Origin of the sequence: Pseudomonas sp. Os17, assembly GCF_001547895.1 — a bacterium.
Lineage (GTDB): Bacteria > Pseudomonadota > Gammaproteobacteria > Pseudomonadales > Pseudomonadaceae > Aquipseudomonas.
Window position 1 is genome coordinate 4,160,969 of the sequence record NZ_AP014627.1, and the last position, 23,566, is coordinate 4,184,534.

A 23,566-nucleotide genomic window follows, 5' to 3' on the forward strand; every position below is an offset into this window, starting at 1 on the left:
AGACGGAATCCATGGGACTAACATTCGTTTTTGTCATGCGCAGGCGATGAATAAATCGTTTGTCGGGCCAAGAGCAGATAGCAACACTGCAGGCACATTACAAAAACAACAACGAGTACCGCCCATGCCTCATTTCCCGCTTGTCTCGATGATCGCCACTGGCTGAAGCCACAGCGTTCACCCCCCTCTCAATCCTTTCACCCTTGGCTGCCGCCCTTGCCGCGGCCGGGTTCATCGCACCCGACAATAACAATCCGGGAGAAAACCCCATGCTTTCCAAACGCTCCGGCTTTCTGTGCAACATTGCCCTACTGGGCAGCCTCGCCACCCCCGCTCTGGCCGTGCAAGTCACCGACCACCTGGACCTGGGCGGCGCGGTTCGTGCGCGCTGGGACTACGACCCGGACCGGGATATCCAGACCTTCAACTTCGACACCGCGATTCTCAGTGCCAAGTACAGCTCCGACACCTGGATCGGCGCCGCCAAGTACCGCTTTTACGGGCGCGCCTACCCCTACCGCTACACCGACAAGGTGGGCGACATCGCCTTTGCCGAGAGCGCCTGGATCGGCTACCGGTTCAACCCCGAGCAGCAGGTACAGGTCGGCCTGAACCAGATTCCCTTCGGCCTGCAGCCGTATTTTGGCAGCACCTTTTTTGAAACCCTGGGCAACGTGGTGGGGCTGGAGGACATCGAGCAGATCGGTGCCAAGTACATCCAGCAGAGCGGGGACTGGAACCTCCAGGCCGGCTACTACCTGCGTCCCGCCTGGCAGGGCAAGGGCACCAGCAACGGCCGCACCTATTCCAGCGTGGTGTCTTCGGCCGACAGCTACGTGGCCGACGGCAGCGACAACCGCGAACGCAACACCCTGGTGCTGCGGGTGGCGCGGGCCGTGCAATTGGGTGACTGGGCATCGGAAGTCGGAGTCTCGGGCCTGACCTCGACCCTGAAGAACAACGACACCCACAACGACGGCAGACGCAATGCCTTGGCCGTCCACTACCTGGGTAAGAACGGCCCGTGGGGCGTGCAATTGCAGGCAGCGCGCCAGCAGATGTCGCCACGCAATCCGGGCACCGATGAGTTGGTCACTCTGGGCGGCTACGACGGCACCTTCAACGTCGCCAGCCGCGGCAACCTGTATGTCGCCGACCTGAGTTACGACGTCGACGGCAAGTACCTGTTCGATCAGATCAGCGGGGTCAAGCTGTACGCCAACTACAGCGCCTTCGACAAATCGGCCAGCGACTACAAGACATCCCAGCGGATGATCCTCGGCAGCTCGTTCTCGCTGAGCAAACTGTGGATAGCCACCGAATGGCTGTTCGGCAAGAACGATCCGTACATAGGCGGTAGCAGTTATGCCCAGAGCCTGGGGGCCGGAGGCAGCAACCAGTGGGAAAACCAGGTGTATGTGAATATCGGCTACTACTTCTGAATTCTTGCCGGCCCTTTCGCTGGCAAGCCAGCTCCTACAGTTGGCAGGAGAATATGTATCTCTCTGTAGGAGCCGGCTTGCCGGCGAAAGCGATCTCACGGACCTCTTGGCGGGCAAGCCAACCTCCGCAAAGGGCACCTACAGGCTAAGATGGGCGCCCTAGATGAAGTGCCCTACAACAACAATAAACCTGCCCCGCCACTTCCAGCGCTCAGCCCGCCAGGCGCGGATCGCTACAGCCTGGCGCCAGGTGCGGAGTCTGCCCGCCATGCGCCAACTGCCCTCCCTGAACATGCTCCGGGTCTTCGAGGAAGTCGCCCGCCATCGCAGTTTCAGCCAGGCCGCCCACGCCCTCAACGTCACCCAGGGCGCGGTCAGCCGACAGATCAAGCAATTGGAAGACTACCTCGGCGTGGCGCTGTTCAGCCGCTCCCCGCAAGGGCTCGCGCTGACCGAGGCCGGCGCAGCGCTGGCGCCTAACCTGGGGCAGGCCTTCGATCATATGGAGCGTGCCCTGCAAGCCTTGCGCGTGCCCAACCTGCGCCAGCGCCTGCGCATCGTCGCCCCACCGACCTGGGCCACCCGCTGGCTGTCCGCGCAACTGCGGGACTTCTGCCAGCGCTACCCGGACATCAGCCTCAGCGTGACCCAGCACAACAGCCACGACAGCCCGGCCGAAGTCGACTGCGAGATCCGCTTCGGCCTGCAGGCCGCTCCCCATTGCCAGAGCCAATTGCTGGTGATGGAACGACACATTGCCGTGGCCAGCCCGGAGCTGTTCAGCAATGGCCAGGCACCGGACCTTCGGCGCTTTCCCCTACTGCACATACTCCATGGGGACAAGCGTTTGCCGGTCTGGGAAAACTGGTTGGCAAGCATGGGCCGCGACGACATCGACGCCCGGACGGGATTGGAGTTCAGCACCCTGGACCAGGTGATCCACACCGCGCTGGCCGGCGGTGGGCTGGCGGTGATCGACCGGCAGATGATCGAACGGGAGCTGGCGGACGGACGCCTGCTGCCGATCACCCCGGTAGAGGTGATCGGCCCTTATGGCTATTGGCTGGACGTGGCGAACGACAAACAGGGGCTTTCCAAAGTGCAACTGTTCACCCAGTGGCTGAGCCTGGTGAGCAATCCCTGAGTCGGCTTCTCGTAGGAGCTGGCTCGCCAGCGAAGGCGGCAGCAAGCCATGCAAGACGCAGGGCCGCTTCGCCGGCCAGCGGGCTCCTGCATCAGCGTTGCGAACGCGATATCAGATCGGCGAGGCAACCTTGGGCAGTTCGCTGCCGGTCGAGTCAGCGGCGCTGACGCTGCACGCCTGGCTCAGCGTCAAGGACTTGGTCTCTGGTGCCCAGGCCCAGGAAATCAGCGCCCCCAGGGCCAGAATCCCGGCAAGGATGCCCATGGTCGGGCTGAGGCCGATCCCAGCCACGCTCACCGGTAGCAGGAAGGTGCTGATCGCCGACCCCAGGCGGCTCACCGCGGTGGCCAGGCCAATGCCGCTGGCGCGCACCTCCGTTGGAAAACTCTCTGCCGGAAACACCCCCACCAGGTTGCTCACCGCCGACAGCACCAGGGTAAACAACCCGAACTGCAGCACCATCAACCAGGCTGCGCTACCCGGCAGCACCGCCAGCAGCAACAGCGCCACCGCGAGGATGATGAAGGAGTTGATCAGGAACCCGCGGCGGGAAAACTTCACCGTGCACCAGATGCCGATCAGCGCGCCGAGGATCAGCAGCAGGTTGAGCATCAGTTCGGTGCCGAAGCCCTCGGCCAGGCCCATCTTCTGCAAGATCGACGGCAGGAAGGTGTAGATGGCGAAGTACGGCATGACAATGCAGACGAAGAACAGGCAGTTGAACGCGGTGCGCTTGCGGTACTCGCGGCTGAACAGCACGCCATAGCCGGAGCGGGTCTCGCCGGAGGGCTGTTCGTCCAGGACCACGTTGGCCCCCAGGTGCTTGTGCACGATGGCCCGGGCTTCGGCAAGACGCCCGCGGTTGACCAGCCAGCGCGGCGACTCCGGGGTGCCGATGCGCGCCAGCAGGATCAGCCCGGCGGGAATCGCCGAGGAGGCCAGCATCCAGCGCCAGGCATCGTCGCCGAGGCTGAGCATCGCGGTGCCGACAAAGGTTGCGGCGACGTAGCCGAAGGTCCAGATCACGCTGAACGAGCCCAGCAGCACGCCACGGTGCTTCTTCGGGGCGAATTCGGCGAGCATCGCGTGGCCGACGCTGAAATCGCCCCCCAGGCCGATGCCGATCAGCACCCGGCAGAGAAACAGGCCCATGGCAGTCTCGGCATAGAACTGCAGCACCGAGGCCAGGGTGATCAGCACGAAACTGACCAGGAAGATCTTCTGCCGCCCCAGGTGATCGGAGATCCAGCCGAAGAACAGGCTGCCGATGAACAGCCCCATCAGTGCCGAAGCACCGATCAGGCCCTGCCAGAACGCGTCCAGTTGCATCTGCGGGCTGAGCAGGGTGAAAGCGATACCGATCAGGCCGAGGATGTAGCCGTCGGTGAAGTGCGCGCCGAAGGTCAGGCCGGCGATTTTCAGATGGAACCGGCCAATGGGCAGGTCATCGATCTTGAGGGTTGCAGTGCTCATGTTCGTCTCCATTTATTGTTGTTGAATCAGAGATGAATCGGTGCGGGCATCCGCCCGTAGGAGCCGGTGCGCCATTGCGCTGACAAGCACAACGCCGCCCGGCCGGCTCCTACAACGCGAGGGCCGAGGGCTAGAGGCCGCCCATCAGCAGGTATTTGATCTCCAGGTAGTCGTCCAGACCGTAGCGGGAGCCTTCGCGACCAAGGCCCGATTCCTTGATCCCGCCAAAGGGCGCCACTTCAGTGGAAATGATGCCTTCGTTGATGCCCACCATGCCCGCTTCCAGGCCCTCGGCCATGCGCCAGACCCGACCGATGTCGCGACTGTAGAAATAGGCCGACAGACCGAATGGCGTGTCGTTGGCCCGCTGCAGCACTTCGGCCTCGTCCTGGAAACGGAAGCACGCCGCCACCGGGCCGAAGGTTTCTTCCTGGGCGATCAGCATCTCGCCGCTGACCTCGGTGAGGATGGTCGGCTCGAAGAAGGTGCCGCCCAGGGCATGGCGACGACCGCCGCAGAGCAGCCGGGCGCCCTTCTCCAGCGCATCGCCGACATGCGCCTCGACCTTGGCCAGGGCCGCCGCATTGATCAGCGGCCCCTGCTCGGTATCGCCCTCCAGGGCGCTGCCGACCCGCAGCGCGGCAACCGCCTCGGCCAGCTTGGCGGTGAAGGCCTCATACACGCCGTCCTGGATGAAGAAACGGTTGACGCAGACGCAGGTCTGCCCGGTGTTGCGGAACTTCGAGGCCATGGCGCCCTTGACCGCGGCATCCAGGTCGGCGTCGTCAAAGACGATGAACGGCGCGTTACCCCCCAGTTCCAGCGAGACTTTCTTCAGGGTGTCGGCGGACTGACGCATCAGCAGCTTGCCGGTGCGGGTCGAGCCGGTGAACGACAGCTTGCGCACCGCACTCGAAGCCTGCAGCGCCTGGCCAATGGCCGGGGCATCGCCGGACACGATGTTCAGTACCCCGGCCGGGATCCCTGCCTGCTCTGCCAGCACCCCGAGGGCGAAGGCCGATAGCGGGGTTTCTTCCGAAGGCTTGAGGATCATCGTGCAGCCGGCAGCCAGGGCCGGGCCGACCTTGCGCGTGACCATGGCCAGGGGGAAGTTCCACGGAGTGATCGCCGCGACTACGCCAATCGGCTCCTTGGTCACGATGATCCGCGCGTCGGCCTTGTGGCTGGGGATCACGTCGCCGTAGGCGCGCTTGGCCTCCTCGCCGAACCATTCGAGGAAGCTTGCGGCATAGACCACTTCGCCCATGGCTTCGGCTAGGGGCTTGCCCTGTTCGCGGCTGAGCAAGGTGGCCAGTTCGCGCTGCTGGGCCAGCATCAGCTCGCTCCAGCGCTTGAGTCGCTGGCTGCGCTCCTTGGCGGTGAGTGCGCGCCAGGCGGGCAAGGCGCGCTGGGCGGCGGCAATGGCCAGGCGAGTTTCTTCGGCGCCAGCCTTTTGCACCTGGGCAATCCGTTCGCCATTGGCCGGGTTGTACACCGGGTAGCTGACGCCGCCGCTGGACCATTGGCCATCGATGAAATGACCGGTACGAATCAACGCGCTCATGCCATGGCCTCGGTCAGGGAAAAGCGCTCCAGCCCCGGACGGGCCGTGCGCAGAATACGTTTGCCGGCGGTGTAGTCGTTGATCACATCGCAGGGGGTGTAGTTGCGCTCCAGCTCGTGCAGCTCCTCGGCATCCAGCGCGGTATCCAGCGCTGCCAGGGCGCTGTCGAACTGCGCCGTGGTATCGGCCCCCACCAGCATGCAATCGACCCCGGCATGGTTGAGCACCCAGGCCTGGGCCACCTGGGCATTGGACAGGCCGCGGGCACGGGCCACGCGTTGCACCGAGCGGGCGATCTGCAACGAGGCCTCGTCGCTGTACATCTGCTGGGTGAAGAAGTCGGTCTGGTTGCGGGTCGACTGCACGTCGCCAGTGAGCAGGCCCCGGGCCAGCGGGCTGAACACCGAGACGCCCAGGCCCTGGTCACGGCAGAACGGAATCATCTCGCGCTCTTCCTCGCGGTAGGCGCAGTTGAGCTGCAGCTGCATGTTGATCGGCTTGACCCAGCCGTGGCGCTCACAGGCCATGAGCAGCTTCGCCAGCTGCCCGGTGAGCATGGTGGAGACGCCGATATAGCGAGCCTTGCCGGCGCGGACGATGTCGTTCAGCGCCTGCATGGTTTCTTCCACCGGGGTGTTCACATCGAAGTAATGCAGCATGAACACATCGACGTAATCCATGCCCAAGCGCTTGAGCGAGGCATCGATGCTGTCGAGGATGTGCTTGCGCGAATGGCCGCTGGCATTGATCCCGCTGCGGGTGCCGTAGCCGACCTTGGTGGTGATCACCAGGTCTTCGCGGCGTGCCAAGCGCTTGACGATGCGCCCCACCACCTCTTCGCCGACGCCTGCGGAATAGAAATCCGCCAGGTCGATGAAATTCACGCCGTGGTCCAGGGCGTGGGCGACGATGGGCTCACTCTGCTTCTCATCGAAGATCCACGGCTTCCAGTCCGGGGTGCCCATGTTCATGGTGCCCAAACACAGGCGCGAGACTTGCAGGCCGGAGTGGCCCAGACGAATGTATTGCATGCTGCGCTCCTCAGGCCTTGGGGGTGTAGAACGGGTTGCTGATCTGGTTCACCACATCCGCCAACTGGGCGCGCTCGGGCTTGCCGTTCAGGGCCGCGCGAATCGCCGTGCGGCAGGCGTTGTAGTTGTTGAGGTAGACCGCATCCAGATCATCGCAGTCCGGATTGACCCAGTTGGCGGTGACGATCGCCCATTGATCTTCGGCTTCGGCCGGCAAGGTGCCGTCCAGCAGCGCTTCGAGTACCGCCTTGGCAATACCTGCCTGGGATGCCCCCCAGGTCGCGTTGCCGTGCAGTTCGCTGGCGATCGCCGCCTTGTTCACGTACAGGGTCATGGGCTTGACCGGGATGTTGGGCTGGGCAATCACCATGAACGGGCAATGGCCCTGGCTCGGCGAAGCCAGGCTGTTGGCGAAGGCCTGTCCGGCGGGACCGTTACGCGGCCCGAGAAGAATGTTGATGTGAGCGGCATTCACGCCCGGGCCTGCGAAGCCTTCGCCGATATAGAGGTCGAGTGGTTGCATGGGGATTTACTCTTTGAGGACACAAGGGAAGAAATGACGCGGGATCGGCGGTGCCTGGTCCCACTACCTTTCATTGGTTGGTTTCAAAGAGCGCGAGTGAACATGAACCCAGAGTGGGTTCTGCAAATGGACGGTAACGGACTGAGTCATGGCGCAAACGCTCTTTGTTGTTATGGATGAGCTGTGTTTGCGTTGTTTTAGCACCGGGCTTGCTAGAGCCCGTAACCATTAAAAGTCATGCGGCCATGAGCTTTTGTCATAGCCTGTGCTCTGTGACGCAGGCGTTGGCGGGAGCCGAATCCATCGAGCTACCGTCAACTGTGTGAACAAACAGCGGACGGTTATGAATGCAGACAAGTACCCAACCTGGGATTTGCGATTGAATGCTGCTGTTCACCTTTGCTTCTGTGTCTCGGCCTTCAGCTTTACTCTCAGCCAACTACTCCAGAACCAAACGCTGTTCATGCGTTGGTCGGATTCCAAGTCAGTGAATTCGGATTGTGGATAGCGTATTTCAAGCTTCGAAAGATACGAGCTGCAAAATTACGGGCTGCTGGATTTCTTCGATGGCTACTCGCCGTGTTTTTCCGACTGCGTCATTGGCCTTATAAGGCTTGATACTGCGGGTCTTTTTCCGGTTGGCCGGAAACGCAACTACCGTACGTGACGGATCGGGCACCTGCCTGATCAAGAAACGGCTTGGCGTAGTAGATCGGGATGACGTAGGAGACCAACTGGCTGGATCTTTTATAGGCGACAGAGATCCCGATGACCGTGCCATTGCTGCCAAATACAGGGCCGCCACTGTTCCCTTCATTCAAGGCCAGGTTGGTTTGCCACCACGGCTTGTATCCGCCATCGACCTCGGCCAATTCCGCCGTTTTCATACCGGGAGGTATTAGCGACAGCTCCCACCCGCCGTACCCCAGGGCCATCAATGGCGCCGCGACCGGCGTCGGCACCGCCGTACCGATCGCAACAGTCTGCCAGCCCTCGCCGTTGTCACGCGGCGCCAGTTGCAGCAAGGCAATATCCCTGATCTTGTCACGCGCAACCACGGTGGCCGGGACGTTGCCAGCCCCGCGGCTGCCGACCTTGACTTGGATCTTTTCGGATTCGACCGTTACATTTCCCACCGGGCTGATTACGTGATTGTTGGTGATGACCAGTCCCGATTCGGACACGATGAAACCCGAACCACTGCTTTCACACTTGCCATCGCCATTGGTCAGAATGCAGGTGTAATCGATGCGCGTCATGGCTTCCTTGTTGCGATGAAACAGACAGCTGACGTCCATGGCGTGCGCCATGCCCAGAGGCATGGCCGTCAACAGCAACGTGATCGCGAGTTGATTCATGCCGGTCATGCGTCACGTCCTTCAGGGATTGAGGTTCAGCCGAGACAGGGGCTTGTAGCCATCCCGCATCAGTTCAGCTTCGGTGTACGAGCGGCGACAAACACCGCCGCAGGACGTTTTGGTGGTTGACTCGATGACGGTATGGAAGCGTCCGTTGGGACCGTTCGCGGTGCTTTCGAGCAGTCGAACATGAGATCCGGCCTTGTTCACGATGTCGCCGGGTTGCACCGCGTCCCAACGCACCGCGGCACTGACTTTGGCATTCGGCAGGCTGCTTGTGGTGTAGTAGGTCCCTGTTTGCCAGGCGTAGGAAACGAAGCCCGAACAATCAAGGCCCGTTGCACCGGAATAAACGCAATCGGCATTGCGACATGTGCAATCCGAACCCGCCAGCTTGCCGTCATCGAGGTGTTTGCGAAAAGTCTCGAGTGAACTGGCATAACCGCCCCACCGGTAGGGAATTGCGGTGACTTCTTTCTCCAGGAACGCATCCAGCCGGCTTGGCCGGTGCCAGATATTGGCCGTGGGGTTACACAGGTTGGGAACCCCATCGCGGCTGTAGTTCCTGGCATGCATCATCCACTTGAGCTCCAGTGCCTCAAGCGCTTTTTTCAAAATGCTCTGGCGACTGACTTGCTGCAGAGCCACCAGTCCGACAGCGCTGGTTCCGTTCAACTGCTCCAGTTGCTTGAGCGTGTCTGTCTGCGAGGCAATAAGTTGAACATCGGAGGACCGGGCGATGGCCACCGGCTCGGCAGTGCCGACTTTGGAAAACACCATGGGTTCAACTGTGACCAGTCCATCCTTGGCGAATAACAGGCTGACGACCACACCGTTGGTCAATCGCGCGAACGGGCGACGGATATTGCACGCATAGGCGTTGGGCGCCACGTACGCCTCGGTGGTGGGCGTGCCTTGGGCATCGGTGTTGATCAGGCGCACAAAACTCTGTTCTTCTGGCGCTTTCACGGTCTCTTGCGTTGCAATCAGGGCGCCATCCATCGCGTTCGCCCAGAGCATGCGCACATCGACCAGGCGTCTCTGCGAAGCAATGCTCGTCTGCTTCAACCCGGTACTGGATTGGGTGTTGCTCCCCACGGCGAGCGTGGGCTTCTCCAGTTTGAAATTAAAGGACGCCGCAGCCAGCAGGCCAGGGTCCGTAAGCTTGCCCAACCGTTTGCTGTCGATATCGACGGGCACTTGTTTGCCGGTGAGGTTCTCAAGCGTGAACCTGCTATCCGAGAGCACCACGAAACGGGGTGCGCCCGACTCGGGGTCGTAGCCGGTGGACGTACGCGCAATGACCTTGGCCGCCTTTGAAACCAGCACTACGTCGCCCAGCGCCCCGGCCACCAGATAGCCTGATGTTGTCGAGACCAGATCGACTGGCTCAAGCAGGTCGGAGGGCAATCGGATTTCTGTGGCGGCTTTTTCACCGACAACCAGGATCTTATGGTTGACACTATCCAGAATGGCCAACTGGCCATCGGGACCAGAAGCGATCGTGGTCGGCCCCCTGCACTCTTCATTGGGAATGCGCTCGACACCGACCTGGCCGACGCCACTGCCTATCGGCAAGTCAAGCGAACCGGTGATTTGAGCCTGGGCGGCAATGGAGGGAATCAGGGTCGATAGCAATAAAAACCCGCAGTAAAACCTGGCGCGCATATGAACCTTCCACTGGAGATAGCGTAGGTGCCATTTACTGCTGGCATCGAGTACTGTCAGTACGCTAGCAGTGGTCCGTTTTTTCTCAAGGTGCGTTCGCTAAAAATGCCCACGAGATGCCGAACGGTGTTTGACCGTCTGCCCGCAGCCGCGATCACTCAGGGTACTGCAGCCCCTATAAACGTCTTCTGCCCACAGCGCCCGCTCATCCGGTAGCCCTTTCACGGGAGCCACATGAGTTGTATCGCCCCAGGTTAGGTAGACACCTTTTTTTGGGGGGGCGGCGCAGCCTGGATAAAGCGCTACAGCACTCCTCAAGAAGAATTGCAGCAGGACGATGATCAACACGCTGAGCGGCGTCGTCTGCGAGCGGAACTCAAGCGGGTCACTGGCTAGCGTGAGGTCGGTGAAGATTGCGCTCGGCATGGTGTGGCGAGGCTGATGCGCCTTGAAGGTCCACGCCTTCGGACAGGATATCGATGACGCCGAGGGAGTCATCATTGCCGGTAATTAGGGCTTGCCCAGCGGTGGTATTCGAGAGTGCCATGGCGAGTGCCTGATCAGACTCAGGGCCAAATGCTCGTCTAGCTATACAAGCGGCTCCAGCAACAAACCGATTCAATACGCGTTCGAATTCAAGAGGCTCATTCGGACTCAATTCAGGACTTGAAAGCGCTGGAGGGTGCTGGATTCGAGTGGAACCCGCAGAAACGCAAAAAGGACCCGAAGGTCCTTTTTGCGATCGCTACAGAATTCGTGGAACTCTGCAGCGCTATGTTTGGAGCGGGAAACGAGACTCGAACTCGCGACCCCGACCTTGGCAAGGTCGTGCTCTACCAACTGAGCTATTCCCGCAACGTCTTGGTGTTGCGCATTCTATAGAAATCCGAATGCGCGTCAAGCCTTTGATTCAAAAAAACTTATTTTTTTTCGTTGTCGATTTTCAGGTGGGGCCAGGCGGCCCGCAGATACTGCAACATCGACCACAAGGTCAGCCCCGCCGCCACCAGCAGCAAGGCGTAACCCACCAGCACCCAGAAACTGAAATCCGATGGGTTGGCCAGGAGAATCACCAACGCCAGCATCTGCGCTGCGGTTTTCCATTTGCCCATGTTGGATACCGCCACCTGAGCCCGAGCGCCCAGTTCGGCCATCCATTCGCGCAAGGCCGAAACCACGATTTCACGACCGATGATCACGGCGGCCGGCAGGGTCAGCCACAGGTTGCCGTGCTCTTGCACCAGCAGGACCAGAGCCACCGCCACCATCAGCTTGTCGGCCACAGGGTCGAGGAACGCGCCAAATGGCGTGCTCTGCTGCAGGCGTCGCGCCAGGTACCCGTCCAGCCAGTCCGTGGCGGCCGCGAAGGCAAACACTGAACTGGCTGCCATGTAGCTCCAGCTATAGGGCAAATAGAACAGCAATATGAAAATCGGGATGAGCAGGACGCGTAGAACGGTGATCAGATTCGGGATATTCATCGGCACAACTGGCTACGAGGTGATTGGGCATTCTACTCGCTGTGCAGGTTTGCATAAATCAACTCTGCGAGCTTTTTACTGATTCCCGGTGCTTTGGCAATCTCGTCGATGCTGGCACGGGACAGTTCCTGCAATCCACCAAAATGTTTAAGGAGATCCCGTCGACGCTTGGGTCCGACGCCCGCCACCCCTTCCAGGGTCGAGGTGCGCCGGGTCTTGCCGCGTCGGGCACGGTGACCGGTGATCGCGAAGCGGTGGGCCTCATCGCGGATTTGCTGGATCAGATGCAGGGCCGGGGAATCGCCCTTGAGGGTGAACTCGTGGGCCGCATCGTTGAGGTACAAGGTTTCAAAACCGGCCTTGCGCGTGGCGCCCTTGGCGACGCCAAGGAGAATCAGGTCCGGCACCGCCAGCTCGTTGAGCACGTCACGGGCCATGGACAACTGCCCCTTGCCGCCATCCACCAGGAGGATGTCCGGCAGCTTGCCCTCGCCTTCCTTGAGCTTGCTGAAGCGTCGGGTCAGGGCTTGGTGCATGGCTGCATAGTCGTCGCCGGCGGTGACGCCTTCGATGTTGTAGCGCCGGTAATCGGATTTCAGCGGCCCTTCCGGGCCGAACACCACGCAGGACGCGACAGTGGCCTCGCCGCTGGAGTGGCTGATGTCGTAGCACTCCAGGCGCTGCGGTGGCTCGTCCAGGTTCAGCACTTCGGCCAGGGCTTCGAATCGCGCCGCGACATGCTGACGGTTGGCCAGGCGCGCGCTCAGGGCCTGTTCGGCGTTGGTCACCGCCAGTTGCTGCCAGCGCGCCCGGGTGCCGCGGACCCGGTGACTGATGGTCAGCTCGCGCCCGCGCAATTCATCGATCGCGGCGATCAGGGTCGGGAAGTCGTCGTGCACCACGTTGACGATCAGCTCGGAAGGCAGGTCGCGCTCCGGGCTGCTGACAAAATACTGGCCGAGGAAGGCCGACATGACTTCCGCCACGTCTTCCTCGATGCCCACCTGGGGAAAGAAGTTCTTGCTGCCCAGCACCCGCCCGCCACGCACGCTGATCAGGTGCACGCAGGCGCCGCCCGGGTTGACGAACGCGGCCACCACATCCACATCGCCGGTGCCGCCTTCCATGCTCTGCTGGTCCTGGACCCGGCGCAGCAGGGAGATCTGGTCCCGCAGCTCGGCGGCCTTTTCAAAATCCAGGGTGCCGGCGGCCGCTTCCATGGCGCTGGAGAGTTCATCGGTCAGGGCGTTGCTGCGTCCTTCCAGGAACATCACCGAGTGGCGCACGTCCTCGGCATACACTTCAGGCGCCACAAGGCCGACACAAGGCCCCTTGCAGCGCTTGATCTGATACTGCAGGCAGGGTCGGGTACGGTTCTTGTAGTAGCTGTCCTCGCACTGGCGAACCATGAAGGTCTTCTGCAACAGGCTCAGGCTTTCGCGGATGGCTCCGGCGCTGGGGTAAGGGCCGAAGTACTTGCCCTTCTGCTTCTTCGCCCCACGATGGATGCTGAATCGCGGAAAATCGCCGTCCGAAAGGAACACATAGGGATAGGATTTATCGTCGCGCAGCAGAATGTTGTACGGCGGCCGCCATTCCTTGATCAGCGTCTGCTCCAGCAGCAGCGCTTCGGTCTCGTTGGCGGTGATGGTGGTTTCGATCTGGGCGATACGCGCCACCAGGGCGGCGGTCTTCGGTGCCTGGCCGGTCTTGCGGAAGTAGCTGGACAGGCGGTTTTTCAGGTTCTTGGCTTTACCGACGTACAGCAAGCGTGCATCGCTGTCGAACATGCGATACACGCCAGGACGGCCACTGCAGGTAGAAAGAAAAGCGCTGGGATCAAACAGGTCGGTCATTTCAGAGGCTGGCATCGACCATGCCATGACGAACCGCCAGCAGCGTCAGCTCGACATCGCTGCTGATCGAGAGCTTCTCGAAAATACGATAGCGATAGGTGTTCACGGTTTTCGGCGACAGACACAGCTTGTCGGAGATGATCTGCACTTTCTGGCAGCCGACAATCATCAGCGCGATCTGAATCTCACGCTCGGACAACGCGTCGAACGGCGAGTCGCTGGAAGGCTGAAACGATTTGAAGACCAATTGCTGGGCAATCTGCGGGCTGATGTAACGCTGGCCGGCAAATACCAGGCGAATCGCCTGGACCATTTCGTTGAGGCCTGCGCCCTTGGTGAGGTAGCCCGCCGCGCCGGCTTGCAGCAGGCGAGTCGGAAACGGATCCTCCTCGCAGACAGTCACCGCCACGACCTTGATGTCCGGATGGCTGCGCAGCAGCTTGCGCGTGGCTTCAAGACCTCCGATCCCGGGCATCTTGACGTCCATCAGGACGACGTCGGGCTTCAGCTCCCGCGCCTTGAGCAGGGATTCTTCCCCTGACTCCGCCTGCCCGACTACTTGCAGGCCATCGATGTCAGCCAACATTCGTGTAATGCCCGTACGAACGAGATCATGGTCATCGACTACTAGCACCCTAATCAAGCAGACACCTCGCGATTTGGTCTTTAAAGGTTGCCGGACACCTTAGCAAAAAAGCGACGTACAAACCTAATCACAAGCGCTATATAAAATTCATCGGCGAGCGATAAAGCCACGCCGCCTGCCAGACCGCAGGCCGCGTCGCACCTTCAGGCCCCGGCAGCCCGGGGCCCGCTACCCGGGTCCGGGGCCTGCGACAGTAGGACGCTCCATGCGCCAGAAACACTCCTCCTCCCCCACCACCTGCAACCCCATCCGTTCATACAGACGCTGCGCCGGGTTGTCCTTGAACACGGTCAGGCGCAACAGGCCAAGGTGCTCCTGGCGCGCTCGCTCCAAGAGCCGCGCCAGGACCCAGGCGCCGGCACCGCGCCCGCGCCACGCCTGCAGCACATGCAATTCACGAATATACAGGGCCCGCAGGTCCCGACTCAGGCTGACATAGCCCAGCACCTCGTCTGCCTGGCAGATCAGCAGATTCTCGCGACCGGCCCAGGCCACATCGAACGCCTCATCGAGCCATAGCAGGTCATTGCGAATGTAATAGCCGAGCATGGTCGAGCGGGTCAGGTCCCGGGCGAAAGCCAGGTCGGCCGCTGACGCCGGGCGCAATTGCAGTGCATTCATCAGCCGGCCACCGGCACAACCCGGGCCTGCCATTGCCCGGCCACGCAGCGAGCAATCAACAGCGCTTCGCCACCCCCCTCCACGGCGCCCAGCAACTGGCCGTCACGGCCCCAGATCGCGCTACGCCCGGCACAGGCCCAGCCACCGCTGGGACCGCCATGATTGGCCATCAACAGCACAATGCCGTAGTCCCGGGCATAACCTTGCAACAAGGCGCTGTCGGCGGCATAACCGCCCTCGCTGATCAGCACTCCAGCAGCATAGATGTCGGCACCAGCAGCCACTGCAGCCTGTACGTGACTGGCATGACAAAAATCCGCGCACACCGCCAGGGCCAACCTCGCCTCTGCCAGTTGCAGCGGCGCCCCGCCCGTGCCCGGAGCAAAGAAGCGCTCCTCTCCGGCATGCAGATGCTGCTTGCTGTACACCGCCAGCGAGCCGTCGGCTGCCAGCACCAGCGCCCCGATCAGCACCGGCCCGTCCTCCGCCATGCGAATCGGCAAGCCCACCACCGCCGTCAGTTGCAGTTCCCGGGCCAGGTCCCGCAGCGGCTGCAAACGTGGGGAATCCGGTGCCAGCGCCAGTTGCGCGGCCAGTGGCGGCTCATAACCGGTCAGGGACAGTTCGGGAAACACCAGGACCTGCACCCCCTGTTGCGCCGCCAGCCGCATCAGATGCTGATGCCGGGCCAGATTCCCCTGCCAGTCGCCAGCAATGGATACCGATTGGGCGGCAGCGAGGGTCAGCACGGTCATGGAGATTCCTTGGCGGGGCAATGAGGGGGAGCGGCGAGTGTGGCATAAATCCTGGCGGCGCTTAATCCATCGCCCGAGACAACAGCGTCCATAGAAATTACTGATTGAATCGCGGCCCTGGCCTCTAGTAAGCTCGCCCCACTTCACGGAGAAACCCCATGCTGTCCCAGACCCCTTCCCTGCACCGCCACACCGCCAGCGCACTGCGTTCGGTTGCGGCTGCCCGGGTCAATGGCAACCTGGCTCCGGTCAACTTTTATTTTGGGTATTGGTTTAGCCACTGGCGCGCCTGATACCCAACCGGCGCCCACTTTGACGGGTCGCCTACCAGAGAAATCTCAACCCCCGGTCGGCCTCCCGACCGGGGGTTTTGTTTTTTCCGGCACCACGTTTTCAACCACGACTTTTCTGCAACACACCGAACTTACTGAGGATTGCCCCATGAACTACGCCACCTATTACCGCTACGACATGTTTTCCGCCTGGCGATTTAGCAGCCTCCGCTCGGGACAGCCTGCCGCCTCCGATCGGTCACCTACCGGTGGCAATTGCACACTGATGGCCAGTACGGCCAATTGTCGAACACCCCAGTAGGGCCGCGCGCGGGACATCACCCGCCGCCCGCCCAGGAAGACCGCACATGAACTCGTCCGTATCCGCTCTGCCCCTGTCCGCCCACGTCAGCGCCAATGAACCCCTGACCCGGCGCCTGCCCAGCTCCCTGGAGCTCAAGCAGCAACTGCCGCTGTCCCTGGCCCTGAGCCAGCAAGTTGCCAACCACCGCCTGGCGGTGCGCGCCATTCTCGAAGGTCGCGACCCACGCCTGCTGGTCGTCGTCGGCCCCTGCTCCATCCACGACCCGCAATCGGCCCTGGAATACGCCGCCAACCTGGCCCGCCTGGCCGAAGAGTTGAGCGACCAGATGCTCCTGGTGATGCGCGCCTACGTGGAAAAGCCCCGCACCACCGTCGGCTGGAAAGGCCTGGCCTACGACCCGCACCTGGATGGCAGCGACGACATGGCCGGCGGCCTGAGCCTGTCCCGGGACCTGATGCGCGAGATGCTGCGCCTGGGCCTGCCGATCGCCACCGAACTGCTGCAACCCATGGCCGCCGGCTACTTCGACGATCTGCTGAGCTGGGTGGCCATTGGCGCGCGCACCACCGAATCGCAGATCCACCGGGAAATGGCCAGCGGCCTGGAAATGCCCGTGGGCTTCAAGAACGGCACCGACGGCGGCGTCGCCATCGCCTGTGACGCCATGCGTTCGGCGGCGCACCCGCACCGTCACTTCGGCATCGACAGCCAGGGCCACCCGGCGATCATCCAGACCCCGGGCAACCCCGACACCCACCTGGTGCTGCGCGGCGGCCATCGCGGGCCGAACTACGACCGCCAGAGCGTGGCCCAGGTCCAGCGCGACCTGCACAAGCTGAAGATCCCGGCGCGGATCATGGTCGATTGCAGCCACGCCAACAGCGGCAAGGACCCGTTGCGCCAGCCGGCGGTGTTCAACGAGGTCCTGGAGCAACGCCTGCAGGGCGATCGCTCGCTGGTCGCAGTGATGCTGGAAAGCCACCTGTTCGAAGGCTGCCAACCCTTAAGCGGCCAACTGCGCTACGGCGTGTCGGTGACCGACGGCTGCCTGGGCTGGGCCGCCACCGAGCAATTGCTGCGCCGCGGCGCAGAACAACTGCAACAAGCAGGCAAGGTCGCCGCCGTCCCCGCCTGACCGCCAGCGCCCCAACCCCGCCCGCCGCCCGCGCAAGCGCCGGGCGGCAACGCTTTGCAGGAACTTTGACAAGAAATAGCCACCTGAATCCGGTAGGCTCTCAACTTTCTTGAAAGGAGCAACATCCATGGCCAAAGCCACTGCCCGTCACATCCTGGTTGCCAGCGAAGCCAAGTGCAACGAACTCAAAGCCGAGATCGAAGCCGGCGCCGACTTCGCCGAAGTCGCGAAAAAGAACTCCACCTGCCCGTCCAGCCGCGACGGCGGCAACCTGGGCTCCTTCGGCCCGGGCCAGATGGTCAAGGAATTCGACACCGTGGTGTTCAGCGCCCCGGTCAACGTCGTGCAAGGCCCGGTGAAGACCCAGTTCGGCTACCACCTGCTGGAAGTCACCAGCCGCCAGGACTGATCCCCTCGCGCTTGTGCCTGCTCAACGGCCCGCCTCCTGGTGGGCCGTTGCGCTTGTAAAAGCGGCTGGCCAGTCACAGGCCGCTAGCGTACAAATCGTGGTCATCGATCACCCGGCTCCTAAGGCTGACAATGCGACTGCTTTCCTCCACTGTGCTTTTCACCGTCCTGCTACTGGGCGCCGCGGGTGCCCAGGCGGCACCGCAACACGCCATGACCGTCTACGGCGAACCGGCCAAGTATCCCCAGGGCTTCAGCCACTTCGACTACGTCAACCCCCAGGCCCCCAAGGGCGGAACCCTGCGCCGCTCGGCCATCGAGATCGGCCGTTTCGACCATGTGCTGCCTTATATAGACAAGGGCATCGGCGTCTCCCAGCTCGACGGCCTGGTTTATTCGCCCCTGGCCCTGCGCTCCCTGGACGAGCCCTACACCGTCTACGGCCTGGTGGCACAGAAGATGGAGCGCGCCGAAGACGGCCTGTGGCTGCGCTTCTACCTCAACCCCAAGGCCCGCTTCGCCGATAACACGCCGATCACCGCCGAAGACGTGCGCTACAGCTACGACCTGCTGATGACCCAGGGCAGCATGCGCTACCGCACCCAGTTCGAGGACGTCAAAGGCGTCACCGTGGAATCGCCGCGGGTGGTGCGTTTCGACTTCAAGAGCAACGAAAACCGCACCCTGCCCCTGGATATCGCGACCCTGCCGGTGTTCCCCGAACACTGGTGGAAGAGTCGCGACTTCGCCGCTGGCGGTGGCTATGAAGCGCCCCTGGGCAGCGGCCCCTATCGGGTGGCCAAGGTGGATTCGGGCAACAGCATCACCTTTGCCCGCAACCCCGACTGGTGGGGCAAGGACCTGCCGGTCAGCCGCGGCCTGTACAACTTCGATCATTTCAGCGTCGAGTACTTCGGCGATATCGACGTCGCCCGCCAAGTGCTGCGCGGCGGCGCCTACGACTACAACCGCGAATTCTCCGCCACCGGCTATTCCATCGGCTACGACAGCCCGGCCCTGAACGACGGCCGCCTGCAAAAGGCCCACCTGGCCCGATCGGCGCCGCAACCGGCCCAGGGCTACGTGTTCAACCTCGACCGGCCGGTGTTCCAGGACCGCCGGGTGCGCCAGGCCCTGGCCATGCTCTGGGATTTCGAATGGAGCAACCGGCAGATGATGCGCAACCTCTACATCCGCCAGCAGAGCTTCTTCTCCAACACCCCGCTGGCGGCCCGCAGCCTGCCGGACGCCGAAGAGCTGAAGATCCTCGAACCGCTGCGCGGGCAGATCCCCGACGAAGTCTTCACCCAGGTCTTCGAAGCACCGAAAACCGACGGCAGCGGCGTGATCCGCGACAAGCAACTGCAGGCCCTGGCCCTGCTGGAACAGGCCGGCTGGAAAGCCGAGGGCGACAAACTGGTGAATGCCGACGGCGAACCCCTGAGCTTCACCTTCCTCATCACCCAGGGCTCCATCGAACGCCTGCTGCTGCCCTACAAGCGCAACCTGGCACAGATCGGCATCAGCCTGAACATCCGCCGCATCGACCCCTCGCAATACGTCAACCGCCTGATGGCCAGGGACTACGACATGATCGTCACCGGCTACCCGGTGACCACCTCACCGGGCATGGAGCTGCACAACTACTTCGGCTCGGCCGCGGCCAACGATCCGGGCTCCAACAACTACATGGTGCTCAAGAACCCGGCGGTGGACAGCCTGCTCAACGGCCTGGTGAAAGCCACCAGCCAGCCGGAGATGCTGCGCTACGCCCACGCCCTGGACCGGGTGCTGCAGTGGAACTACTACTGGATCGCCAACTACTACCCGCCCGGCACCTCCACGGTGTGGTGGAACCGCTTCGGCATGCCCAAGGTGCCGGCGAGCAACGACGAAGCCATCGAAAGCTGGTGGGAAGTCAGCAGCACCGCGCTGACCAATGAACAGATGGCCGCCGAGCTGATCCGCCGTGGCCAACCCGGAGGGCGCCACTGATGCCGGCCTACATCCTGCGGCGCCTGCTGCTGATCATTCCGACCCTGCTGATCATCCTTCTGGTGAACTTCGTCATCGTCCAGGCCGCCCCCGGCGGCCCGGTGGAACAGGCCATCGCCCGCCTGCAAGGGATCGGCGGCGGCGCGGTCGGCGGCTCCGCCGATGCCATGAGCAGCAGCGGCTCCCGAGCCAGCCGCGGCCTGGACCCCAAACTGATCCAGGACATCGAGAAGCAGTACGGCTTCGACAAGCCGGCCCACGAGCGCCTGTGGCTGATGCTGAAAAGCTACGCCCGGCTGGACTTCGGCAAGAGCTTCTTCCGTGGCGCCACGGTCACCGACCTGATCCTGGAAAAAATGCCGGTGACCATCTCCCTCGGCCTCTGGGCCACCCTGATCACCTACCTGGTGTCGATCCCCCTGGGCATTCGCAAGGCGGTGCACCACGGCAGCCACTTCGACATCTGGAGCAGCACCGCGATCATCATCGGCTACGCCATGCCGGCCTTCCTGTTCGCCATGTTCCTGATCGTGCTGTTCGCCGGCGGCACCTCGCTGAACTGGTTCCCGGTGCGCGGCCTGGTCTCGGACAACTTCGAGCAACTGAGCACCCTGGGCAAGGTCGCCGACTACTTCTGGCACCTGGTGCTGCCAGTCAGCTCCCTGGTGATCGGCGGCTTCGCCACCCTGACCATCCTCACCAAGAACTCCTTTCTCAACGAGATCACCCGTCAGTACGTGGTCACCGCCCGGGCCAAGGGCCTGAGCGAACGCCGGGTGCTGTATGGGCATGTGTTCCGCAACGCCATGCTGCTGGTGGTGTCGGGGATCCCCCAGGCCTTCATCAGCGTGTTCTTCGCCGGCTCCCTGCTGATCGAAGTGATCTTTTCCCTCGACGGCCTGGGCCGCATGAGCTACGAGGCCGCGGTGTCCCGGGACTACCCGGTGGTGTTCGGCTCGCTGTTCATCTTCACCCTGTTCGGCCTCCTGATAAAACTGATCGGCGACCTGTGCTACACCCTGGTCGACCCGCGCATCGACTTCGCCGCGAGGAACGCCTGATGCTCAAGCTTTCTCCCGTGGCCCGCCGGCGCCTGGACCGGTTCAAGCAAAACCGCCGTGGCTGGTGGTCGCTGTGGCTGTTCATCGGCCTGTTCATCCTGACCCTGGGCGGCGAGCTGATCGCCAACGACAAGCCGCTGGTGGTCAGCTACCAGGGCTCGTTGTACTTCCCGGTGTTCAAGCGCTACACCGAGCAGGAATTCGGCGGCCAGCTGCCGTTCCAGGCCGACTACCGCAGCGACTACGTGCAGCAGCTGATCCGCAAGGACGGTGGCTGGCTGCTGTTCCCGCCGATCCCCTTCAGCGAAGACACACCCAACTACGACTTGACCCAGCCCGCCCCCAGCCCGCCGAGCAAGGTCAACTGGCTGGGCACCGACGACCAGGCCCGGGACGTGGCCGCGCGGGTGATCTACGGCGCCCGGGTGTCGATCCTGTTCGCCCTGGCCCTGACCGCCATCAGCGCCCTGATCGGCATCGCCGCCGGCGCCCTGCAAGGCTATTACGGTGGCTGGGTCGACCTCTTGGGCCAGCGCCTGCTGGAAGTCTGGTCCGGGCTGCCGGTGCTCTACCTGCTGATCATCCTCTCGGGGTTCGTCGAGCCGAACTTCTGGTGGTTGCTGGGGATCATGGCGCTGTTCTCCTGGCTGGCCCTGGTGGACGTGGTGCGCGCCGAGTTCCTGCGCGGGCGCAACCTGGAGTACGTCAAGGCCGCCCGAGCCCTGGGCCTGAGCGACCGCAAGGTGATCCTGCGGCACATCCTGCCCAACGCGATGAACGCCACCCTGAGCTACCTGCCGTTCATCCTCACCGGCGCCATCTCAACCCTCACCGCCCTGGACTTCCTCGGCTTCGGCATGCCCGCCGGCAGCGCTTCCCTGGGCGAGTTGATCGGCCAGGGCAAGCAGAACCTGCAGGCGCCATGGCTGGGGCTGACGGCGTTTTTCACCCTGGCGCTGATCCTTTCGCTGCTGGTGTTTATCGGCGAAGCGTTGCGCGATGCCTTTGATCCACGATCTTGAAGCGGACGGTAGCAATGACTGACAACCTCATCGAAATCCGCCAGCTCAAGGTCAGCTTCGGCGCACAGACCGTGGTCCGCGACCTGAGCCTGGACATCCGCCCCGGCGAGTGCCTGGCCCTGGTGGGCGAGTCCGGTTCGGGCAAGTCGGTGACCGCCCACTCGATCCTGCAACTGCTGCCGCAGACCGGCTGCAGCAGCTCCGGTAGCGTGCGCTACCGCGGCCAGGAGCTGATGGGCAGCGACCCGGCGACCCTGCAAAAGCTGCGGGGCAACCGCATCGCCATGATCTTCCAGGAGCCCATGACCTCCCTCAATCCGCTGCACAGCGTGGAGAAGCAGATCGGCGAAACCCTGCTGCTGCATCGCGGCCTGGGCGGCAAACAGGCCCAGGCGCGGATTCTCGAACTGCTGGAACTGGTGGGCATCCAGAAACCCCGTGAACGGCTCAAGGCCTACCCGCACCAGCTTTCCGGCGGCCAGCGCCAACGGGTGATGATCGCCATGGCCCTGGCCTGCGAGCCGGAGCTGCTGATCGCCGACGAACCCACCACGGCCCTGGACGTGACCGTGCAGCGCAAGATCCTGCTGCTGCTCAAATCCCTGCAGCAGCGCCTGGGCATGTCCCTGCTGCTGATCAGCCACGACCTCAACCTGGTGCGGCGCATCGCCCAACGGGTGTGCGTGATGAAGGCCGGGGAAATCGTCGAACAGGCCGACTGCGACACCCTGTTCCGCGCCCCGCAACACCCCTACAGTTGCGAGCTGCTGCACGCCGAGCCCGAAGGCCGGCCACTGTGTCGCGACAGCCGGGAAACCGTGCTGGAGGTGAACAATCTCAGCGTCGATTTCCAGATAGCCGGCGGTCTGTTCCGGCGCAAGCAATACCTGCGGGCAGTGGACGACATCAGCCTCAGCGTCGAGCAAGGCAAGACCCTGGGCATCGTCGGCGAGTCCGGCTCGGGCAAGTCGACCCTGGGCCAGGCGATCCTGCGCCTGCTGGATTCCCGGGGCAGCATCCGCTTCCAGGGCCAGGCCCTGGACGGCCTCGACCAGAAACAACTGCGGCCCTGGCGCAAACAGATGCAGGTGGTGTTCCAGGACCCCTTCGGCAGCCTCAGCCCGCGCATGTCGGTGGCGCAGATCATCAGCGAAGGCCTGGAAGTGCACAGCCAGTACGACGCCCGCCAGTGCGATGAACAGGTGATCCGCGCCCTGGAGGAAGTCGGCCTCGATCCCGACAGCCGCCACCGCTACCCCCACGAGTTCTCCGGCGGCCAGCGCCAGCGCATCGCCATTGCCCGGGCCCTGGTGCTCAAGCCGGCGCTGATCCTGCTGGACGAACCGACTTCGGCCCTGGACCGCACCGTGCAGAAACAAGTGGTGGCCCTGCTGCGCCAACTGCAGGAAAAGTACGGCTTGACCTACCTGTTCATCAGCCATGACCTGGCGGTGATACGGGCCCTGGCCCACGACATGATCGTGATCAAGGACGGCCAGGTGGTGGAGCGCGGCGCCAGCCACGACGTGTTCGACAACCCGCAGCACCCCTACACCCAGGAGCTGCTGGCCGCCGCCCACCCCGGCTGACCCGCCGCCGACGACCCTTTTTCGCAGCCTCGCAGGCTCGGCAGCGGCTACAGAAGGCACACCGTTCTTTGTAGCCGCTGCCGCAGGCTGCGAACGGCTGCGCAGCAGACGCTGCCCTAGAGACCGCCGAAGGTCCTGCGGCCCTTTACGCAGCCTCGCAGGCTCGACAGCGGCGACAGAAGGCGCGCGGTTCTTTG

At 63.0% G+C, this 23,566-nt stretch carries 19 protein-coding genes and 1 tRNA gene; 8 read left to right on the forward strand and 12 right to left on the reverse strand.

Going from position 1 to position 23,566, the window contains the following annotated elements; all coding sequences use genetic code 11:
• Positions 1 to 269: 269 nt before the first annotated feature.
• On the forward strand, positions 270 to 1,442 hold the full coding sequence (locus tag POS17_RS18305) for a hypothetical protein (RefSeq protein WP_060839883.1): 1,173 nt from the start codon (positions 270 to 272) through the stop codon (positions 1,440 to 1,442).
• Between the two features lie 268 nt (positions 1,443 to 1,710).
• Entirely contained in the window at positions 1,711 to 2,586 is an 876-nt protein-coding gene (locus POS17_RS18310; protein ID WP_060839884.1) for a LysR substrate-binding domain-containing protein, read from the forward strand.
• A gap of 111 nt (positions 2,587 to 2,697) precedes the next feature.
• Here the strand turns inward: POS17_RS18310 and POS17_RS18315 are convergent, their stop codons facing one another.
• The 12 genes from POS17_RS18315 to POS17_RS18370 all read right to left on the reverse strand — a co-directional run bounded on the left by POS17_RS18315 (position 2,698) and on the right by POS17_RS18370 (position 15,562).
• The gene (locus POS17_RS18315; protein WP_060839885.1) at positions 2,698 to 4,059 is read right to left on the reverse strand and encodes an MFS transporter; all 1,362 of its coding nucleotides are present in this window, start codon (positions 4,057 to 4,059) and stop codon (positions 2,698 to 2,700) included.
• Between the two features lie 130 nt (positions 4,060 to 4,189).
• Positions 4,190 to 5,623, reverse strand: coding sequence for an NAD-dependent succinate-semialdehyde dehydrogenase (locus tag POS17_RS18320; RefSeq protein WP_060839886.1), 1,434 nt, complete (start codon positions 5,621 to 5,623; stop codon positions 4,190 to 4,192).
• Complete coding sequence (locus POS17_RS18325; RefSeq protein ID WP_060839887.1) at positions 5,620 to 6,654, reverse strand: aldo/keto reductase; 1,035 nt, start codon at positions 6,652 to 6,654, stop codon at positions 5,620 to 5,622. Before POS17_RS18325 ends, POS17_RS18320 begins: the two co-directional genes overlap by 4 nt.
• Before the next feature lie 10 nt (positions 6,655 to 6,664).
• Complete coding sequence (gene fae, locus POS17_RS18330) at positions 6,665 to 7,177, reverse strand: formaldehyde-activating enzyme (RefSeq protein WP_060839888.1); 513 nt, start codon at positions 7,175 to 7,177, stop codon at positions 6,665 to 6,667.
• A 605-nt stretch (positions 7,178 to 7,782) separates the two neighbouring features.
• Positions 7,783 to 8,544 (reverse strand): S1C family serine protease, encoded by a 762-nt coding sequence (locus tag POS17_RS18335; RefSeq protein ID WP_060839889.1) that lies wholly within the window; start codon positions 8,542 to 8,544, stop codon positions 7,783 to 7,785.
• A gap of 12 nt (positions 8,545 to 8,556) precedes the next feature.
• Complete coding sequence (locus tag POS17_RS18340) at positions 8,557 to 10,203, reverse strand: hypothetical protein (protein WP_060839890.1); 1,647 nt, start codon at positions 10,201 to 10,203, stop codon at positions 8,557 to 8,559.
• 779 nt (positions 10,204 to 10,982) lie between these two features.
• Positions 10,983 to 11,058: transfer RNA gene (locus POS17_RS18345), tRNA-Gly, on the reverse strand.
• 65 nt (positions 11,059 to 11,123) lie between these two features.
• A complete protein-coding gene (gene pgsA, locus POS17_RS18350; protein WP_060839891.1) occupies positions 11,124 to 11,684 on the reverse strand; it encodes a CDP-diacylglycerol--glycerol-3-phosphate 3-phosphatidyltransferase in 561 nt (186 codons plus the stop codon).
• Positions 11,685 to 11,716: 32 nt separating this feature from the next.
• Entirely contained in the window at positions 11,717 to 13,540 is a 1,824-nt protein-coding gene (gene uvrC / locus POS17_RS18355) for an excinuclease ABC subunit UvrC (protein ID WP_060839892.1), read from the reverse strand.
• 1 nt (position 13,541) lies between these two features.
• Positions 13,542 to 14,183, reverse strand: a complete 642-nt coding sequence (gene gacA, locus POS17_RS18360) for a response regulator transcription factor GacA (RefSeq protein WP_011061841.1) — start codon at positions 14,181 to 14,183, stop codon at positions 13,542 to 13,544.
• Positions 14,184 to 14,354: 171 nt separating this feature from the next.
• Positions 14,355 to 14,807, reverse strand: coding sequence for a GNAT family N-acetyltransferase (locus POS17_RS18365; RefSeq protein ID WP_060839893.1), 453 nt, complete (start codon positions 14,805 to 14,807; stop codon positions 14,355 to 14,357).
• Entirely contained in the window at positions 14,807 to 15,562 is a 756-nt protein-coding gene (locus POS17_RS18370) for a carbon-nitrogen hydrolase family protein (protein WP_060839894.1), read from the reverse strand. Before POS17_RS18370 ends, POS17_RS18365 begins: the two co-directional genes overlap by 1 nt.
• A gap of 640 nt (positions 15,563 to 16,202) precedes the next feature.
• Here POS17_RS18370 and POS17_RS18375 point away from each other — a divergent pair.
• The 6 genes from POS17_RS18375 to POS17_RS18400 all read left to right on the forward strand — a co-directional run bounded on the left by POS17_RS18375 (position 16,203) and on the right by POS17_RS18400 (position 23,369).
• A complete protein-coding gene (locus POS17_RS18375) occupies positions 16,203 to 17,294 on the forward strand; it encodes a 3-deoxy-7-phosphoheptulonate synthase (protein ID WP_060839895.1) in 1,092 nt (363 codons plus the stop codon).
• A gap of 127 nt (positions 17,295 to 17,421) precedes the next feature.
• Positions 17,422 to 17,703: a peptidylprolyl isomerase gene (locus POS17_RS18380; RefSeq protein WP_007924449.1), complete on the forward strand. Its 282-nt coding sequence runs from the start codon at positions 17,422 to 17,424 to the stop codon at positions 17,701 to 17,703.
• Between the two features lie 131 nt (positions 17,704 to 17,834).
• Positions 17,835 to 19,697, forward strand: a complete 1,863-nt coding sequence (locus POS17_RS18385; RefSeq protein WP_060839896.1) for an extracellular solute-binding protein — start codon at positions 17,835 to 17,837, stop codon at positions 19,695 to 19,697.
• A complete protein-coding gene (locus tag POS17_RS18390) occupies positions 19,697 to 20,758 on the forward strand; it encodes a microcin C ABC transporter permease YejB (RefSeq protein ID WP_060839897.1) in 1,062 nt (353 codons plus the stop codon). The genes POS17_RS18385 and POS17_RS18390 overlap by 1 nt, the downstream gene beginning before the upstream one ends.
• Positions 20,758 to 21,780 carry an ABC transporter permease gene (locus POS17_RS18395; protein ID WP_060839898.1) on the forward strand — a complete coding sequence of 341 codons (1,023 nt, stop codon included), beginning with the start codon at positions 20,758 to 20,760 and terminating at the stop codon, positions 21,778 to 21,780. Before POS17_RS18390 ends, POS17_RS18395 begins: the two co-directional genes overlap by 1 nt.
• Positions 21,781 to 21,794: 14 nt before the next feature.
• The gene (locus POS17_RS18400; protein WP_060839899.1) at positions 21,795 to 23,369 is read left to right on the forward strand and encodes an ABC transporter ATP-binding protein; all 1,575 of its coding nucleotides are present in this window, start codon (positions 21,795 to 21,797) and stop codon (positions 23,367 to 23,369) included.
• Positions 23,370 to 23,566 lie beyond the last annotated feature (197 nt).

Excerpts from the sequence above, each read along its gene's own strand:
- POS17_RS18340 (WP_060839890.1), bottom strand. The coding sequence starts at position 10,203 with ATGCGCGCCAGGTTTTACTGCGGGTTTTTATTGCTATCGACCCTGATT.
- POS17_RS18380 (WP_007924449.1), top strand. The coding sequence starts at position 17,422 with ATGGCCAAAGCCACTGCCCGTCACATCCTGGTTGCCAGCGAAGCCAAG.
- POS17_RS18385 (WP_060839896.1), top strand. The coding sequence starts at position 17,835 with ATGCGACTGCTTTCCTCCACTGTGCTTTTCACCGTCCTGCTACTGGGC.
- POS17_RS18335 (WP_060839889.1), bottom strand. The coding sequence starts at position 8,544 with ATGACCGGCATGAATCAACTCGCGATCACGTTGCTGTTGACGGCCATG.
- POS17_RS18365 (WP_060839893.1), bottom strand. The coding sequence starts at position 14,807 with ATGAATGCACTGCAATTGCGCCCGGCGTCAGCGGCCGACCTGGCTTTC.
- uvrC (WP_060839892.1), bottom strand. The coding sequence starts at position 13,540 with ATGACCGACCTGTTTGATCCCAGCGCTTTTCTTTCTACCTGCAGTGGC.
- POS17_RS18375 (WP_060839895.1), top strand. The coding sequence starts at position 16,203 with ATGAACTCGTCCGTATCCGCTCTGCCCCTGTCCGCCCACGTCAGCGCC.
- POS17_RS18390 (WP_060839897.1), top strand. The coding sequence starts at position 19,697 with ATGCCGGCCTACATCCTGCGGCGCCTGCTGCTGATCATTCCGACCCTG.
- POS17_RS18315 (WP_060839885.1), bottom strand. The coding sequence starts at position 4,059 with ATGAGCACTGCAACCCTCAAGATCGATGACCTGCCCATTGGCCGGTTC.
- POS17_RS18325 (WP_060839887.1), bottom strand. The coding sequence starts at position 6,654 with ATGCAATACATTCGTCTGGGCCACTCCGGCCTGCAAGTCTCGCGCCTG.
- POS17_RS18370 (WP_060839894.1), bottom strand. The coding sequence starts at position 15,562 with ATGACCGTGCTGACCCTCGCTGCCGCCCAATCGGTATCCATTGCTGGC.
- POS17_RS18310 (WP_060839884.1), top strand. The coding sequence starts at position 1,711 with ATGCGCCAACTGCCCTCCCTGAACATGCTCCGGGTCTTCGAGGAAGTC.
- POS17_RS18305 (WP_060839883.1), top strand. The coding sequence starts at position 270 with ATGCTTTCCAAACGCTCCGGCTTTCTGTGCAACATTGCCCTACTGGGC.
- fae (WP_060839888.1), bottom strand. The coding sequence starts at position 7,177 with ATGCAACCACTCGACCTCTATATCGGCGAAGGCTTCGCAGGCCCGGGC.
- POS17_RS18400 (WP_060839899.1), top strand. The coding sequence starts at position 21,795 with ATGACTGACAACCTCATCGAAATCCGCCAGCTCAAGGTCAGCTTCGGC.
- POS17_RS18395 (WP_060839898.1), top strand. The coding sequence starts at position 20,758 with ATGCTCAAGCTTTCTCCCGTGGCCCGCCGGCGCCTGGACCGGTTCAAG.
- pgsA (WP_060839891.1), bottom strand. The coding sequence starts at position 11,684 with ATGAATATCCCGAATCTGATCACCGTTCTACGCGTCCTGCTCATCCCG.
- POS17_RS18320 (WP_060839886.1), bottom strand. The coding sequence starts at position 5,623 with ATGAGCGCGTTGATTCGTACCGGTCATTTCATCGATGGCCAATGGTCC.